Source organism: Aliikangiella litoralis, assembly GCF_052495765.1.
Map to the genome: position 1 here is coordinate 5,807,062 of NZ_CP199292.1, position 16,353 is coordinate 5,823,414.

Here is a 16,353-nt window from a genome sequence, read left to right on the forward strand (position 1 = left end):
ACTAAACATTTTATCTTAAGCAAGCACTATTCAAACAACATCAAAGTAATCTATTTTTATGATAAACAAGTGACACGTATTACTTTTTTCAGGGATAGTATTTTAGTTTAAAAACAAATTCAAGGCATAATCAAACCCTTAATTTTAATGAGGTTTAATTTTTTTAAACGTTTTTTTAATTTTTAACCTACAATAAAAAATAATTATTTATTATTCAAAGCCTATCATCTCTACTTGATATTTTATTCTAAAAATTAATGCAAGAATTGAAATTCAATTTTTTCATTAGAATAAAGTCAGTTAAAATTTTATCTATGTGTAACCAACAAAAACATAAATCTCTCTTTATGATATGAAAAAAATTATATATTTTTTAATAATTGCAGTTATTTTTTTTAATATAATGTTTTTGAATTTAAATTGATAAAATTTTTTGATATATAATCAGCAACATTTTTAGTTTAAAAATATCAAATTAAAAAGTCATATAGCTGGATCAGTTTATTTTGTCATATAGACAGTCCTCCTGAAATAGCTCATCAACGGAACATCTTTTTTTTCGTCTGATAGCTTTAGCTTGCGCCCACTTTTTTTCAATCGGATTTAAGTCAGGGCTATAAGGAGGTAACCATTGCAAAATACATCCCTTTTTCTCAATAGCTTCACAGATGTCTTTACGCTTATGAAAGCTGGCATTATCCATCACAATCACCGCATTAGAGGGAACTTTAGGTAACAAATCTTGTGTTACCCAAGCATGAAAAACATCCGCATTAATACTTCCGGCAAACAAACTTAAAGTCACAAAGGTATTCGGATAATTGCCCCAATAGCATTAATACGACCTTTGGCATGCCAATCATGAACACCATAACAGCGTTGACCTTTGTCCGAATAACCATGAGTACGAGGTGAGGATTGAGCAAAGCCACTTTCATCCAAATAAACGACAGGCTTTCCTAACTGCTCGTACCGACTAAGTTGTTGTTGAAACCTCGCCCGCTTTAATTCATCTGCTTTGGGGTGGCACAGTGTTTTTTTTATAGCTCTTATTTAACCGTTTGAGAGCATCGTGAATACTCGGTTGCGAAACACCAAAGCGCTTGGCTCGTTCCCATTGATAATCATCAGGGAAATCTTCGACATCTTTTTTCAGTGTCTCCATGCAAAGCTTGATGCTGGGTCTATTTTTTTTCGCACAAGGCTCAATGTTTTTATTCCAACGAAGAAGGCTTCGCATGGATATATCAAAGTGCTCTCCGGTTTCTTCAAAGGTTAAACCGTGTTTCTGTTTATAAGCCAAGACGTGTTGGCGAAATGCTATCGGATAAGTCATGTGAGTATTATGCCATAATAAACCTATTTAGCTATATCACTCTTAATAACTTAATAACAAAATCTGCAGTTGCTTTTTATATTAATTAGGTCGAATGTTCGGAAACGAAATTAGAGGTTTAGAAAATTGAATATAGACAAAAAATGGATAAGTATGTTTTAAACAATGCTTATCAATGGAGAATAGGTATACCTTAATTTCTCTATAAATATTTTTAATAGATTAAGACATATAGGACACTCACCATTTTTTCACCAACATCTATAATTCATGTTGGTGAACATTATTAATAACTATCAATGAATAATACAAGAGGTTATTTAGCAGTCTCTTTACTTTTACTTAGCTCTACCAGTTCATTAGCTTGTTCTTTATTCATTTTATGAATAGTACTAATGTAACATTTTTTCTGCTCAAATTCAGGTACATAAACTGCATCAAAATTAATACTCAAGCTTCCCTTAACCGAATGCTTGGTAGCTATAGCATGGGCAAACTTTAATTCTGAACAGCGAGACTTCAGCGTTAATAGATATGGTTTGTTTGGAGAAGTTTCTAGAATGAGGTGCTTTTGATCCAAATAACGCCATCCATGTAATTTGAATAATAAAATTTTATTCACAGCTTCTAATTTTTGCTCTGAAGCATATTCTTGATAAATCAATGAAGTATCTTTATTATTGTCAGAATTAATACTTGCACAACTTGACAAAAAACCACAACTTAAAAATATTAATAACAATTTCTTCATTATATCACCTCTATTATAAATTAATTTGCATTATTTAATTTCATCTAACCTAGTTCCATCTATATTTTATTAAATAGTTGATATAATCTTGCCATTATGGATATCAATAAATTGATGTCACTAGTGGGTTTGAGTAACACTTCATTTCTTGCACTCTTTCATCAATACTAACAACTGTAGTTACAATATCTCAAAAATCAATTATAGTTTAGTCATTAATGACTCAGCGTTAGACACTTCAAACTTTTTTGGTTCTTCAATAAACAAATCGATTATAACACCACTTTCTATGATCATTGCAAATCGTTGACAACGCTTACCCATACCAGCAGCACTTGCATCTAAAGTCAGCCCTAGCGCTTCTGTTAAATCACCATTACCATCTGCTAACATGATTAGTTGTTCAGCATTGCTAGCCTCACCCCATGCTTTCATAACAAAAGCATCATTAACTGACATGCAAACAATACGATCAACACCTTTTGCTTTTATATTATCTGCATTAACGACATAACCAGGTAAGTGAGATTGTGAGCAAGTTGGTGTAAAAGCACCTGGAACACCAAATAAAACAGACTTACCGCTACCGAATAATTCAGTTGTATTGACTTCCGACACTTCATTATGACTAACTATTTTAATTTTGACTGATGGTATCTTATTATTAATTTGAATGGTCATTTTTTCTCTACTTTAGATTATTGATATATCTGCTTAGCATCGGATATATAATGAACTTTATTTTAAATAAACAAGCTTAAAAACCAACTAGTTTATATATTGTATTACTTAAGGTGTTTATCTACTATTTCAATTACTTGATTTTCGATAGAACTCTTCAGCATTCTAAACATAATACCTAAACGAAGTGTTAATGCAAAGTTTTCCTCATCAATCTCAATTCCACCATTTGCCCCTTTTCTTCTAAATATAAGACTTTTATCTGTTTCCCATTCAGTGTGGAACTCCAATTCATCTTGAATTTTAACAACAATTTGATCTATTCGATTTTTAAGTTCATTAATAGATAGCTGATGATTTCTATGAACATAAATCACTGACATATATTTCATTTACCTTTTTCAGATGTTTTCACTTTACTCTGTTTGTTATAACTTCTTTCGGTTTTAACTTGCTTAAATGCTTTAGCTTCCCTTGCAATAAAATCAAGCTTTTCATTAATTTCTGACATTTTCTTATGAGTTCCTAAATCGAGATCTAATTTACCGTCCATAATTCTTAATAAAGGAAATAATGTAGATTCAAGAATTTCTTTTAAATTAACTTGTGAGTCAATAACTTTGTTTTCTTTTTGCGCTTCAACAACGCTAATTAATTGTTTTGAGAATACTTTAATGGCATCAATAACTTCAACATTTGATTGATTAACTTGTACAGCACCTGTTTTTTCATTATTTGTCTGCAAACTAAGACTATTACGCCACTCATTAATACCACTAACTAAGTCATTGAGTTGCACAACAATTTTTTCGCCTGTGTCTGCATCATCCCCGCCCATTGACTTATTACGTAGAAAATCTGATTTTATCTGATGCCAGCGGCTGGCTTGTTCTGTAGTAAGACAACCTCTAATTTCAGCTAATTTTAATAAATTAGCTTCCGTACCATTGGTTAGTAATTGTGATTCTCCTTGATAATGATCATTGATCAATCGATCAATTTCTTCATCAGTCATTATTGCAGAAACTTTTTCAGCCATCTTGTTCATATTTCGATAAGAACCTTGTAACTTAAACACTGGTTCAGTACGATATTTATCATCTTGTGCACTTGCTGCAATATAGCTTTGATTGACTCTCCATACAACTTGCTGGAGTTTTTGCAATTTAGCTAAAACAGCAACAATTTCTTTTATTTCTGCACTACTATATTGGTGAGATAAATCAGTTGTTGCGATATTGACACCTTTTGCCATATCAACAAACTTATATACATCTTGCATACTTCTTGTTGCTAAAGGCGCTAACACCTGATTTGAAGTTAATGCATTTTCAATATAACTCAATGCAAAAACTTCTTCTTTACCGCTTAAAACATCACCCAAGTTATAAATATCAGCACGATTAGCTAGCATATCAGGTATTTGAAATGCCTCTCCCGATTCAGTATAAGGATTTCCGGCCATTACAACACAAAACTTTTTACCACGCATATCATAAGTTTTTGTCCGTTTTTTCCAAACCCCTTCTATGCGTCGGGTACCATCGCATAACGATATAAATTTTTGTAAAAATTCACTATTTGTATGCTGAATATCATCCAGATACAACATGACATTATTGCCCATTTCTAAAGCTAAATTTAACTTTTCTAATTCTTGCCTTGCAGCACTATTATCTGCTTGTTCAGGATCGACAGATGTTACAGAGTGCCCAATAACAGGACAGTTAATTTTCATAAAAATCAATCCTAAACGTTCTGCAACATACTCCATTAATGTCGTTTTTCCATATCCGGGAGGAGAAATCATTAACAACAGTCCCATTAAATCTGTTCGCTTACTATCACCAACGGTTCCCATTTGTTTGGCTAAATTATCACCAATAATAGGTAAATAAACATCATTGATTAATTGATTTCTAACAAACGAAGATAAAGGTTTTGGTTTAAATTCATCTAACCTAAGAAATTGCCTTTGTTCCTCTATGATATTCTGTCTAACTCTTAAATAATTTTCAAAACCAGGAATCACTTCATTAATGTGTCGATAGTTAACATTAAGAAATTGGTCGAGCTGAACGACCAAAGAACGGTTTTCAATTTTAGGATGATTTCCTAATAAATCGGTTATTTCAAATTGAATATCAATTTCTTTTTCTGTTCGACTAACTCTTTGTTCAGCATTTAAAATACTAATAGCTTCACCAACAAAATTATTAAAGTGATCTTTATTTTGTGCACTAATAAATGCAGACAACCAGGACTCAGCTAAAGCCCAGCGCTTGCCAACTTGACCACTCAAATCATTCATCGATCTTTGATAATCACGCCATATATTATTGCTTTCTAAATACGTTTTAAACTCTTCACAAAGTCGTATTGCATATTTTGTAGTCGAGAAACTAATATTATCATTTGATAACTCTTCTACTAAGTATTCGCTAGCATTTATGATTATAAGTTCATCAAATTCAAGTTGAGAATTTTTTGTAAAAGCTAAAATAGCCTGAAATATTTCTCTACTTAAAATATTTTTGGCTTTATTATCTTTGAATAAAACAGCCATTTGATACGCATTTTTAGCTCGAATCGGCCAAAGCTTTTGTGCTTCTTCACTTTGACAATTAGCCCAATAAATTGTCGCAATGCCTCTCGCTAATGGTGAAAACTTAAAAACACCAGCTAATTCATAAGCTGTGACTAATGGTTTTAAAATTAATGCAGCATCGTGATCATGAATACCTTTTTCATAGCCATCACGATAACGAGGTGTTGAAAATTCAGCGACCAATTCTGTCAACATTTTTATATCGGAGGCTGCTGTAGTCAATTGCAACCAAGTCAGCTCGCCTTGATTAGATTCGGCAGCTTTCAATATGCTGTAAGCTAGGTATTCAGAACGATAAAGAGCATCAGTTTCAGAAGGTAAGCTCATATTCCAATAGACTTTTAAGTCATTCAGTGCTTTATCATCAATTGGCTCAAAATAATCAGTACCCGTTAATCGAACAGATAAATAATCATCTTTAGGTAAAATAGTTAAATCAAGTTCTTGGGTATTAACAGAAAATTTATGCTTTGGACCAAGCTTTATAACTTGTCCATTAGATTCAAACAAATCTGTTTTGTCTCTTAGAGAACGAATTGACTGCTCTTTAATTGCTTTTAGCTTTGCATCAACATCATCAGCTTTTACGTTATCCTTTAAATCTTTCAGCTGCTCAATGATATCTTTAATTTTATTAACTAATCCATCCGCAGCAAAAAACGTATTTAATTCATCTTGCTGAGTAAAACGCTTAACCCTTCTTTGAATGCTTTGTAAAATTCTTTCCGCCGCGTCAGCCAAAGAACCAGCTTTGCGCTGCTGAGCTTCAATTAAACTTTGCTTATGCTCTTCAAATGTTTCAAATATTTCTTCACGTTTTGCAATAATATCAGCAATGAAACTATCGAACTCACTAAACTCACCTTCTAGTTCCTCTAATTGAATGAGCAATCTAGATAATTGTTCATCACATTTATTAGGTGTTGTTGATAGACTCAGAGCATTATGAATACTTTGATTAAGTAGTTTTAAACGAGCGCCAAATTGAGCAGTTGCTTCAGCACCACCCATAGTTTTCCTTTGATGTTCTAAATGCGCTTTTTGTTGGTTTAATTTTCCATATAATTCTGAAACAGTATCAACAATTTTAGTTTGTACTGTTGCATCCTCAATTTTTAAACTTGCCATCATTTCAGAAATTAAATCAAGACTTAAAGCTAGCTTTTCTAACGATTCAACAAAAGGCTTGAGTTCTGCATTCGTTTTGCATTTTTTACTATCGATCGCAACTTTTTCTAAATCTTTATAGTAACTTTTCAACGAACCATCGGAAGAAAGAAAAGTCACGGTATTTTGGCTAATCTGATCCTCAACTTTTAATATTTCCTGATCGAGTTGATCAATTTGAGAAATATCAATATATCGATATTCTCGAATGGTCATTAGATGACCTCGATGTTGTCTAATTTGGGTTAGTGCATCAACAAAATCCTGAGGAACATGCCAACTTTCTGGTTCAATACTTCTAATAATTTCTTTTTGAGTTGCTTCTGCTTCGGCAAGTGATTTAGTCGATTGGTTTTTAATACTTTCAACTTTTTCATATTCATCAATGACCGACTCAGCCGTTCTACCAATTTCTTTAGTAAGTGCAGCTATTGATTCTAGTTCTGGAGATTCTAACCAAAAGAATGCATCAAATATTTTCTCACAGCGCAAACTTAAATCGTGATAATGTTGTGCTGAAACATCCTCTAAGGAAACACTTTTAGCAATACTATAAAGTTCAGAAATACCTCTGACTAAGTCGGCATTACCAATCTTTCCATAGAAGTTTTGTGCAACGGGTTGTGCACTCGCATAAACTTCTGAACAATAGGGCGTTTGCCAAATTTGGATAGGATGGACACGACTTGGCTCATCTTCAGCATAGAAAATGATCATACGACCATCTTCGTAAAAGCCATAACCATGTCCAAATAATGGATTTTGCAACGATTTGTTAATTAAGTTATAAGCATAAAGACCAATAATATTAGTGGCAGGTTGATAAAAGACATACAAAACATCCTCTCCATTGGGAGAGCGCATTGTTCGCTTATAAACCAACCCCTTTAGATCATCATCAAAAGTTTTATAATCACCAGTTGTTAAATAATACCCGCCAGGAAAAATGATACCGTGATCTTCAGGCAATTGAATACATGCATCTCCAATAGCATCAATTCTTTGTATTGATTGATTTGAACGGTTGAAAACCAGGTAGCGGTAGCTTTCTTCAAGGTAAGGCTTTATTTTTAAGAGAATAATTTGATTTAGGTCGGCATAGTAAAATTCTGCATCATCAAGCGCCTGGTTTTTTTCCTCAACTGGTTCCGAATATATACCAAGCCCTACATTAGTATTATTTTCAATTTTGATGGTGATATCACCGCGAAGAGAATCAACAAATAAGGTATCTAGAATGTTGATATGTGGATTACGTCCATCAACAACGTCTTCACGACGACATTCAATCCATTCAAAGTCATGACTGGCAGGTAACTTAATATCTCTTTCGCCGCGATTATCAATATAGTCAATTCTTTTTCCATCAGCAGAGACTTCCCAGCGAAACACTCTGATATCAGTGAGCTTTTTACCAATTTGGAAAGAGGCTAATAGCTTGTTATCTTTTAAAACTAACTGTGAAAGTGCTGTATCTTTATAATAGGCATACAACTCATTAAAATCGCTTTGGAAACGAGAGTCAGATAGAAACGAGTCACTGAGAGCAACCGCTTTTAAATCATACTCACCATTACTTTCGGTCAATTGGTATAAAGAAAAAACATCTTCTACTCTGGTTTCTTTTTTTAATCCAATAAAAACGTTATAACCAAATAAAACATGATTTCCAACAATAACAAGATCTTGTGCTTGACAGTTATTTTCGGTTCTAAGACGCAGTCGCCCTAAAACTTTCATTTCGGTAGAACCGAACTCTTTTTGGCGTTCTTGATTAATGTTTCCAACCAGCTTTTCGAATTGTCGTCCTTGTTCTGTTAAGCGCTGTCTAATAACATCGTAAGCTCCACCTTCAGCAACAGCTTGCTCAATAATTGTTGTGCTTTGAGTATCTTGTGCCACGTTACCTTCCCTAATTACTTTGTTCTTTTAAAACCGAAGTCAACTCTGTCAAGTTGAGATTTTTATGGGGAATAGCTACCAGTCATAAATTTGATTGATAGCTATTATATTGACTACAAGTTATGTTTTATCTTTATCTGATGACGCAATATTTTTAGGTAAACTATTTGCACCACCTAATAATTTTTCCATTAACGCTTGTACTATTGGACTTTTTTCAATAAATCCATTAACCGCATTACCAGCCCCCATTCCTTTAGCTAACTTATCAAAGTAATCACCTTGACCACCCACAATATCGATATTGGCATTCTTTAATGCGGCAGCAAGTACTTCTGCTTGATCAGAAGATATTTCCTTATTTGCTTCAATCGATGCCATAACCTCTTTCAAACGTACTTCCAGATTCAAACGGAATTCTTCAAATTCTCTTGATTCTTTATTCATGTTATTCATTGCGGCAAATTTTTCGACTAATGCATCAGCTTCAGCTTTCCCTTTTTCTCTTAATACTTCGGCAGCACTTAAACCAATTTCTTTTGATGCCACAGCTTCAGCCCGACCTAGCTCTTCGTTACCACGAGCTTCTGCGGTTAATTTTTCTTCTAAGACTTTAGCTTCTGCTAAACCTTCTTTTTGAGATGATACTGCTTTCGCTTCTTGAACTCTTGCCTGTGCTAAACCTTCTTTTTCAAAAGCATCTGCTTTTGCTTCTAAGACTCTTGCTTCAGCCAAACCAGTAGCCGCTTTAGTTGCTTGATCCCCTTCAGCAATTTTCTTTTCAGCTTCAGCTTGTTTTGAAGCTGCTTCAAGTTCAGCTTGTGCAATTACATTAATTTCTTTTGCTTTAAACTGAGCTTTTTGCTCTTCAGCTTCTGCACGCTTTACAGTGTGAACAAGCTCTTCTTGAGCTGAAGCTTCTGCACCAAGTATTTTAACTTGCTTAGCTCGATCTGCTTCTGAAACTTGTTGAACCTCTTTAATACGTTCTTCTTCTTCAGCAACTTTCTTTTCAACCGCAATTCTTTCACTGATCGTTTGCGCAATGATTTTTTTCTCTTCTTCCAATGCTTTATCTTTATCAATAATAGATAGCTCTACTTCACGCTCTCTATTAACAGCTTCCATTTCTTGAGCACGTATAACCTTTTCTTTCTCGATAACAACGGCTCTTTCTCTATTTTGCTCAGCGACTTCTACCTGTCTTAACTTGACCTGTTCTCTTATATCTAACTGTTCTTCTGTTTCTATTCGTGCTTGCTCTGCTTTTAGCCTTTCTTCTTCTTGAACTTTCTTAGTTTCGGCTTGTTCTCTTGCTTTTACAGTTTCAATTTCTCGCGTTTGTTTAGATTCAGCATCAACCTGTTGTCTTTCTAAAGCTAAAAGCGCTTCTTTGGTTTCAACATTCTTTTTAGTAATCGCTAATGTTTCATCTTTTTCTAAACGATTAGTTTCAATATTCTGTGTCGCTGTAATTTCAGTGATTTTACGAATCCCTTCTGAATCTAGAATATTAGTCGCATCTAATTTTGATTTAGGAGTTTGCTCTAAATAATCAATCGCAACATCTTCTAATACATAACCATTTAAATCATCACCAATGACTTCAATGATTTTTTCTCTAAATAATATTCTATTTTCAAATAAATCGAGAAACACCATTTTTTTACCAACAGTTTTTAATGCTTCTGAAAACTTCGCATTAAACAATTCATTAACCGCTTCTTTGTCTGATGCGCGATCAACACCTATTGCTTTAGCTACACGTAAAACATCATCTCTTGTTTCATTGACTCGTAAATAGAAAGCAACTGTAATATCCGCTCTTAAGTTATCTTGACAAATTAAGCCATCATTAGCTCGACGATCAATCTCTAAAGTAATTAATGATATTTTCATCACTTCCATTTTATGAATAACAGGCAGAACCATCCCTCCCGTAAAATGTACTTTAGGTTTAGAGGACATATCATTAACTATTAATGCATATCCTTGTGGGACTTTTTTATAAAATGCACTAAACATAACTGCTAAGGCAATTATTATCAGTAATATAATTCCACCGTAGGTGATAACTGGCATTAAGTATTCCATATTTTTATTCTCCGAAAAATTTTAACTAAAACTATTAACGTCTAACGAGTAACTAAATTTCTTTATTAAATTTGATTTTTAAATTCTTTTTCTGGTACAACGAAATAAGTACCATTTTCAGCACTATACTCAATTGGTATAGCCAAATCTCCAGTAATTAACTTAGTATCACCAAGAGTTCTAACTTTTATTATTAGACTAGCACCATGGTGCAAACACTCAGCTTCTCCAAACTCAGTATCTACTCGGCTGCTTCTGATGCGACATGTTCTCCCAATTAAAGATGTACTAATAGGCTCTTGATTGATCTTTCTAAACAGCGGTCGTAAAGGTTTAATTATTGCTGCGGTTACCGGTAAAGCCAGCATAAAACTAATGATGACAACTCCTACCTGAATTAATACTTGCAGTAATTTAATAATATTGGGGAATTGTGGAATCAATTCACTAATGAAGTAACAGATGAACCACCCATTTAAAAGAAGTAAACTGATAACAACTGTAATAGGTACACCCGTTAAACCAAGCGTTGTTAAAAAACCTGCTACTGTTCCAGCCTGATTTATATCGGTATCAACATCGATGTCTACACCAACATCTATTTCTGTATCTGCATCAATGTCAATTAGATCAAAATCAAATAGTCCAAGCAGTACTAATAACCAGTAACCAATTGCTACTACCAGCGCAATACTATAGATAATCGTTGGAAAGCTACTGATATTAATTAAAAATGTCTCCACATTGACCTCCTTCTATTTAATTATTTTATTCGCTTTCGCCAAAGCCATGCGCTCAAAAGGCCAGCGGAAAAACCAAATAAATGCCCCTCAAAACTGGTTGTCTCTCTAAAATCTAACAGGCTGAATACAATACCACCATATAAAAAAATTGTAATAATAGCGATTAATATATTCCTTATATTTCGTTCAAAAAATGTACTACTAATGAGATAGCCCCAATACCCCATTACCAAACCAGATGCACCAGCATGTATGCCGTTCCTTGCAAATATCCAAACCAGTATACCGCTAACTAGCATAATGGTGATTGTAACTTCTTTAGTTTTACCTAAAGCGCTAACGAAAAACCCCATAATTAGCAGTGGAACAGAATTTGATATTAAGTGGGTAAGATTCCAGTGTAGAAAATGCATAGTAATAACACCAGGCAATTTCTCATATTGTCTTGGTGATAACGCATAAGCATTCAGTTCATGCGAAACCACAATATTAGCAAATTCCAATAACCACATTACAGCGACTAAAAATAAAACAAATTGATAGTTCTTGGTTACATGCCTATTCACATTCAATAATTTACCTCTAAAATATTTATTGCATCATATCAACTTAATCATCTAATCTAAATTAAGCTTTTTGATTTTTTTGCTTTATTCTTGCTAGGATATTTTCCGCTGAATGTACATCTTGCTTAATTCCTGCTGACTTTAGCTTTTGCTCCAAATTTTCATCATTTAACTCACAGTTTAATTGCACACTTGCATCCATTTTATCTTGTATAAACTGTTGTTTTTGCTTTATTTTTTCTAGTGTATCACCAGCAGAGTCTATTGCTAGCTCATTTAAAGTAGCAGCCTGCTTAACTGATTGGGTCGCTTTTAATAGCGAGTCTTGAGTTTTAACTACAGCTAATTCTCTTTCATAATTATTGATGATCTCTTCTGCTTCACCAATCTGACTCTTCAAGCTTAAAATATTTTGCTCATAATGAGTAAGTTCTTGCTTAAGGTTTTCATTTTCAACTTCTAGCTGCGATATTTTATTGGCAATATCCAAAGCTAGAGCTTCATTAGATTGCTCCAAAGCTTTAACAGCATAAGACTCGTGCTCTATAATACTTTTTTTCGTTTCTACTAGCTTCCTTTCTGTCGCAATTTTCTTCGCGACAATTTCTGTTAAGCTACCTTTAGCTTCTGCTAGATTTTCTTTTGAATCATAAATTTCCTGTTCAAAAATTCTCAATGATTGTTCATCAACAATCGCTTCACCGAGCTCTCTAACACTTCCACGTACAGCAGTTAAAAGTTTGCTCAAAATATCCATAATCAAAACCCTCTATTAAGAATGACAACATATTGCTTAATACAGCGAATCTAAAACAAATAACAACTAAAAGAACTTTCAGCTTCACATTCGACATATTATGTCAAATAATAACAATAAAAGACATAATATGTCAAATAAGTTCTTATTACGCTATTAACGTTACAAAACTTCTCATATTTCATTGTTTTTTAATTGCTGATCTTTTTCATGCCAGCACCAATAGTTAGATGGGGAAATATTGGCCCCTCCGATTGACTTACTCATCTCATTTTCTAAAAACCAATGATGTTTATTATTAAGAACTTCTCTCCCATAATCAGTAATACTGACACTTTGTGACGGATTAATAGGATAAGAAATATCTTCATTGACTTGATATTTAACAAGTGGAAATTTGCACTTAGCCATAACGTTAAGTCGTGACCAAAAAGTTGAATCCCCCATAAACTCAGCAGCTTCTTGCTTTTGATAAATATTAAACAGCCCAATGGGCGATAAAGAAGCACCTTTCAAACATTTTAAAATCAGGTGCTCTGTCAGAGGTAGACCATTTTCACTATCAGGGTATTCTTTAACCAGCCTTAATAAGGCATTTTTTAGATAGGGCAGTTCACTTAACTCGAGTTTTATGACTTCATTGAGTCTATAAGGGTTATCAGAAGTAAAAGCAGCCCAAACCTGCCACGCTATATCTAATTGTTGGGTAGAAATAATTTGCTCTATATCCTTTAATTTAACTAAAGAATCTACAGTGTGATGACCTAAATACTGACTACTACAAATTAATTTCAGCTCAGTATTTATCTTTGTTTGTTGTTTAAACCAACCCAAAATTTGAATAAGCTGTAGTTGATCATATAAATCATGCTCAAACCATAATACAACCTGGTTATATCTTGAATAATTAAGTAAGCATTCATTTCTTTGCTTAAACTTTTGACTGACTGATGCCTTATCTCCCCAACCACATGAAGTAATATAGTCAACCCTAATACGAGAAAGTGCTTCTAAATCACCAGCAATAGGAACAGGTCCTTCATGCAACAAATCATCCCAAGGTATTTTCTCTCCTTGAATGCCTGCTTTATTCATTAAATCAACAGCATTGCTACCATTGGTAATATTGAGAATTTCCATTTTGGCTTCGATATCATTTAAATAATCAGCAAACTATATCATTATTTTTACATAAAAAACCATTCTGGATATGTATCTTAAAATGTATATTTGCTTACACTGGAATCAAGTTTTTATGCCGTTTGTAGATAAGCTTAGCCTTTTCGCGTTTTTATTAAGTTTCTTATTCTAGCTTTGACAGATGCAGCTTCATCTTTTAAAGCCATCTCAAAGAACTGCTCTACTTCTGTTCTATACTCCGGGTACTGTTCAGCTAAAACATCAAATCCATGATAGCTCCAAGCTCTAACAAACTTATTATCACTTACCAAACATCTGCGTAGAAAAAATTCTACTGATAATTTATCCTTAGGGCTAATTAACAAGAAATGAATACTTTGCAGAAAGTGTAATTGCGACTGCCAAGCTTTAAACTGACTAGCTATTTTATATAAATGAGAAGTTTGCTTTTCAGATAACTCCCTTTTATTGCTTAAATAAGTTTTGAGCAACCAACTTGTTGCTATTTGTAAATCTGGAGATTTTAGTGATTTTAATAACAACTTGTCCAAATCAGCTTGTTTTTCAAACTCGATATAAATCTGTTGTAAAAATTCGGTGGATTGCCCATCCCATTGAAGTAAACGCTTTTTTAATTCACTCATAAATAAACCCACTATCAACCAAGTAAATATTATCTTCTTTTAATACTCTTAAATAATATATTCAACCAAATTAATAATTATCAATTTAGCGAAATAAACCTTATTTTCAATCTTATCTATCAATGCAATTTTAACTTAAAAATCTCAATAAGGTACTAGTTTCTTTACTGACTGTTTCATAATTTGAGACAGCGCCAGCTTATAATTCTTGCTGTTGAAAACACCTTCAACTCACATAATGTCTGTTCCTCAGCATTTATAAATATACAACCTTAAATTTATCTAATTAGTCTTGATAAAGGAGTTTATATGACTTTTAATAAACATATTATTGCACTCTCTGTAGCAGGAATTTTAAGTACCGCATGTTCAGCATATGAGAATGATTTAACGAGTGAAAAACAACAAATAATTCCAGAAAGAAATCTCTTTAATCTCAAGGATATTTATGGGCGTCAATTAGTCAGCGACCGTCGTTTAACCGAAAGTAAACAACATTCTTTATTGTCACCTCAACGGCAATCTCCTCAATCCTCTCACTTTACTGTCGGCCAAGCATACAAACCCGGAAAAACATCAATAGGTGCTGTTGAATTTGGTGATATTGATGGCGATGGCGATATTGAACTTGTCGCTGTTAGTGATTTTTATTTTGATTCTGAAAATGACTATTCCGCATTTATTTTTCATCCAAATGAAAATGGACTTGGTCAACCTGAACGCGTTAGCTATGATGCCAGAGCTAACCGTAATGGTCTGGAATTGTCAGATTTAAATCAAGATGGAAAAGAAGAAATTATTATTGGTCACAGTTCGGGATTAACAATCATCAACTATATTAGTGATGGTAATTTTTCGACACAAAAAGTAACCTCATCTGCCAGTGACACATTAAGCACAATGGATATAAATCTAGATGGCCAACTGGATATTTTAGGCTTACCTTGGAGAGCACCTGCAACACAATATTTTGGAGATGGTCAAGGAGGATTTTCATCAACTTCAAACTTAGCAACCAATGCCAGTGGCTATAATGATCAAGCTGTAGGAGATTTAAATTCTGACGGCCTAGACGATTTTGTTGTTATGTCTGGTCAATCTTACTCAACACCTAACTTTTCTGTTCATTTACACAATGGCAACAATCAATTACTTGCCCCGCAAACTTATTTTGTTGGTAGCTCAGAAACCACCAGCGGTATCGATGTTGGTGATATTAATGGAGATGGACGCGATGATGTTGTATTAAGCCGAGGAAGAAATTCACCAACTCATCTTTGGGTTTACACACAAAATGCGCAAGGAGAGCTTGATGGACCCACTCAATTGCCAACTTATGATATACCTGAAACATTAAAAATAGCCGATTTAAATAGTGATGGTTTTGAAGACATTGTTGTATTACATGGTGGTTGGACTACGATGGGGGTTTATTTAAATAGTGCGGAAGGATATGGAGAAGAAATCAGAGTGTCAATTCCTTATGCAAGTCATTACGATCCTGAAGGATTGGCTTTTGGAGATTTAAACCAAGATGGTTGCCCAGAGATGATTGCAATCGCTGATTATAATCATGGTGTTATACCTGTAACACACAATCTCTGCCCAGAAGAGCCTGTTGAAATAGTAACAATGACTGATCAAGGTAGTATTGATGCAGAAGAAAAATACTACGACTTTTCTGTTTCGGGTGGCATCATTAATGTTTCAGTTAGCTTTACAGGTATTAAAAGCGACTTAGATTTACATTTATATAATTCAGCAGGTGAACTTGTCGCGCAAGGTTTTACTTTAGAAAACCCTGAAACATTAACTTTTGATACCAAAGGAAATGCTGATTGTTTTCGTTTAGAACTAAGAAATTACACCAATGATAAAACAGATTATACGCTTACTTATCGATATCAATTATAAAAATCAATAACGATATTTAAGCTTTCACTGAAGGCGAACTATTAAAGTTC

Annotated in this window: 14 protein-coding genes; 1 reads left to right on the top strand and 13 read right to left on the bottom strand. The window is 33.6% G+C overall.

The window, feature by feature from the left end:
- Positions 1-496: 496 nt before the first annotated feature.
- From ACT5E3_RS24245 to ACT5E3_RS24305, 13 genes are all read right to left on the bottom strand, one after another.
- Positions 497-805 carry a transposase gene (locus ACT5E3_RS24245; protein ID WP_444996149.1) on the bottom strand — a complete coding sequence of 103 codons (309 nt, stop codon included), beginning with the start codon at positions 803-805 and terminating at the stop codon, positions 497-499.
- A complete protein-coding gene (locus tag ACT5E3_RS24250; protein WP_444996150.1) occupies positions 802-942 on the bottom strand; it encodes a hypothetical protein in 141 nt (46 codons plus the stop codon). The genes ACT5E3_RS24245 and ACT5E3_RS24250 overlap by 4 nt, the downstream gene beginning before the upstream one ends.
- 67 nt (positions 943-1,009) lie before the next feature.
- Positions 1,010-1,336: an IS630 transposase-related protein gene (locus tag ACT5E3_RS24255; RefSeq protein ID WP_444994237.1), complete on the bottom strand. Its 327-nt coding sequence runs from the start codon at positions 1,334-1,336 to the stop codon at positions 1,010-1,012.
- A 316-nt stretch (positions 1,337-1,652) separates the two neighbouring features.
- On the bottom strand, positions 1,653-2,087 hold the full coding sequence (locus tag ACT5E3_RS24260; protein WP_444996151.1) for a DUF6491 family protein: 435 nt from the start codon (positions 2,085-2,087) through the stop codon (positions 1,653-1,655).
- A gap of 201 nt (positions 2,088-2,288) precedes the next feature.
- Positions 2,289-2,768, bottom strand: a complete 480-nt coding sequence (locus ACT5E3_RS24265; protein WP_444996152.1) for a peroxiredoxin — start codon at positions 2,766-2,768, stop codon at positions 2,289-2,291.
- Between the two features lie 104 nt (positions 2,769-2,872).
- Positions 2,873-3,151, bottom strand: a complete 279-nt coding sequence (locus tag ACT5E3_RS24270) for a polyhydroxyalkanoic acid system family protein (protein ID WP_444996153.1) — start codon at positions 3,149-3,151, stop codon at positions 2,873-2,875.
- Between the two features lie 5 nt (positions 3,152-3,156).
- The gene (locus ACT5E3_RS24275; protein WP_444996154.1) at positions 3,157-8,445 is read right to left on the bottom strand and encodes a DNA repair ATPase; all 5,289 of its coding nucleotides are present in this window, start codon (positions 8,443-8,445) and stop codon (positions 3,157-3,159) included.
- A 120-nt stretch (positions 8,446-8,565) separates the two neighbouring features.
- Positions 8,566-10,539: a hypothetical protein gene (locus ACT5E3_RS24280; RefSeq protein WP_444996155.1), complete on the bottom strand. Its 1,974-nt coding sequence runs from the start codon at positions 10,537-10,539 to the stop codon at positions 8,566-8,568.
- A gap of 65 nt (positions 10,540-10,604) precedes the next feature.
- Positions 10,605-11,282, bottom strand: a complete 678-nt coding sequence (locus ACT5E3_RS24285; RefSeq protein ID WP_444996156.1) for a hypothetical protein — start codon at positions 11,280-11,282, stop codon at positions 10,605-10,607.
- A 20-nt stretch (positions 11,283-11,302) separates the two neighbouring features.
- Positions 11,303-11,848, bottom strand: a complete 546-nt coding sequence (locus ACT5E3_RS24290; RefSeq protein ID WP_444996157.1) for a rhomboid family intramembrane serine protease — start codon at positions 11,846-11,848, stop codon at positions 11,303-11,305.
- A 61-nt stretch (positions 11,849-11,909) separates the two neighbouring features.
- Positions 11,910-12,605, bottom strand: a complete 696-nt coding sequence (locus ACT5E3_RS24295; protein WP_444996158.1) for a PspA/IM30 family protein — start codon at positions 12,603-12,605, stop codon at positions 11,910-11,912.
- Between the two features lie 174 nt (positions 12,606-12,779).
- A complete protein-coding gene (locus tag ACT5E3_RS24300; protein WP_444996159.1) occupies positions 12,780-13,745 on the bottom strand; it encodes a hypothetical protein in 966 nt (321 codons plus the stop codon).
- A 134-nt stretch (positions 13,746-13,879) separates the two neighbouring features.
- Positions 13,880-14,389, bottom strand: a complete 510-nt coding sequence (locus ACT5E3_RS24305; RefSeq protein WP_444996160.1) for a hypothetical protein — start codon at positions 14,387-14,389, stop codon at positions 13,880-13,882.
- A 309-nt stretch (positions 14,390-14,698) separates the two neighbouring features.
- Between ACT5E3_RS24305 and ACT5E3_RS24310 the strand changes: the two genes are divergently transcribed.
- A complete protein-coding gene (locus ACT5E3_RS24310; RefSeq protein ID WP_444996161.1) occupies positions 14,699-16,303 on the top strand; it encodes an FG-GAP repeat domain-containing protein in 1,605 nt (534 codons plus the stop codon).
- Positions 16,304-16,353: the final 50 nt, after the last annotated feature.

Bases quoted from the DNA above. Each gene is read 5' to 3' on its own strand.
- ACT5E3_RS24305 (WP_444996160.1), bottom strand. From the start codon at position 14,389: ATGAGTGAATTAAAAAAGCGTTTACTTCAATGGGATGGGCAATCCACC.
- ACT5E3_RS24270 (WP_444996153.1), bottom strand. From the start codon at position 3,151: ATGTCAGTGATTTATGTTCATAGAAATCATCAGCTATCTATTAATGAA.
- ACT5E3_RS24260 (WP_444996151.1), bottom strand. From the start codon at position 2,087: ATGAAGAAATTGTTATTAATATTTTTAAGTTGTGGTTTTTTGTCAAGT.
- ACT5E3_RS24300 (WP_444996159.1), bottom strand. From the start codon at position 13,745: ATGGAAATTCTCAATATTACCAATGGTAGCAATGCTGTTGATTTAATG.
- ACT5E3_RS24295 (WP_444996158.1), bottom strand. From the start codon at position 12,605: ATGGATATTTTGAGCAAACTTTTAACTGCTGTACGTGGAAGTGTTAGA.
- ACT5E3_RS24280 (WP_444996155.1), bottom strand. From the start codon at position 10,539: ATGGAATACTTAATGCCAGTTATCACCTACGGTGGAATTATATTACTG.
- ACT5E3_RS24265 (WP_444996152.1), bottom strand. From the start codon at position 2,768: ATGACCATTCAAATTAATAATAAGATACCATCAGTCAAAATTAAAATA.
- ACT5E3_RS24310 (WP_444996161.1), top strand. From the start codon at position 14,699: ATGACTTTTAATAAACATATTATTGCACTCTCTGTAGCAGGAATTTTA.
- ACT5E3_RS24255 (WP_444994237.1), bottom strand. From the start codon at position 1,336: ATGACTTATCCGATAGCATTTCGCCAACACGTCTTGGCTTATAAACAG.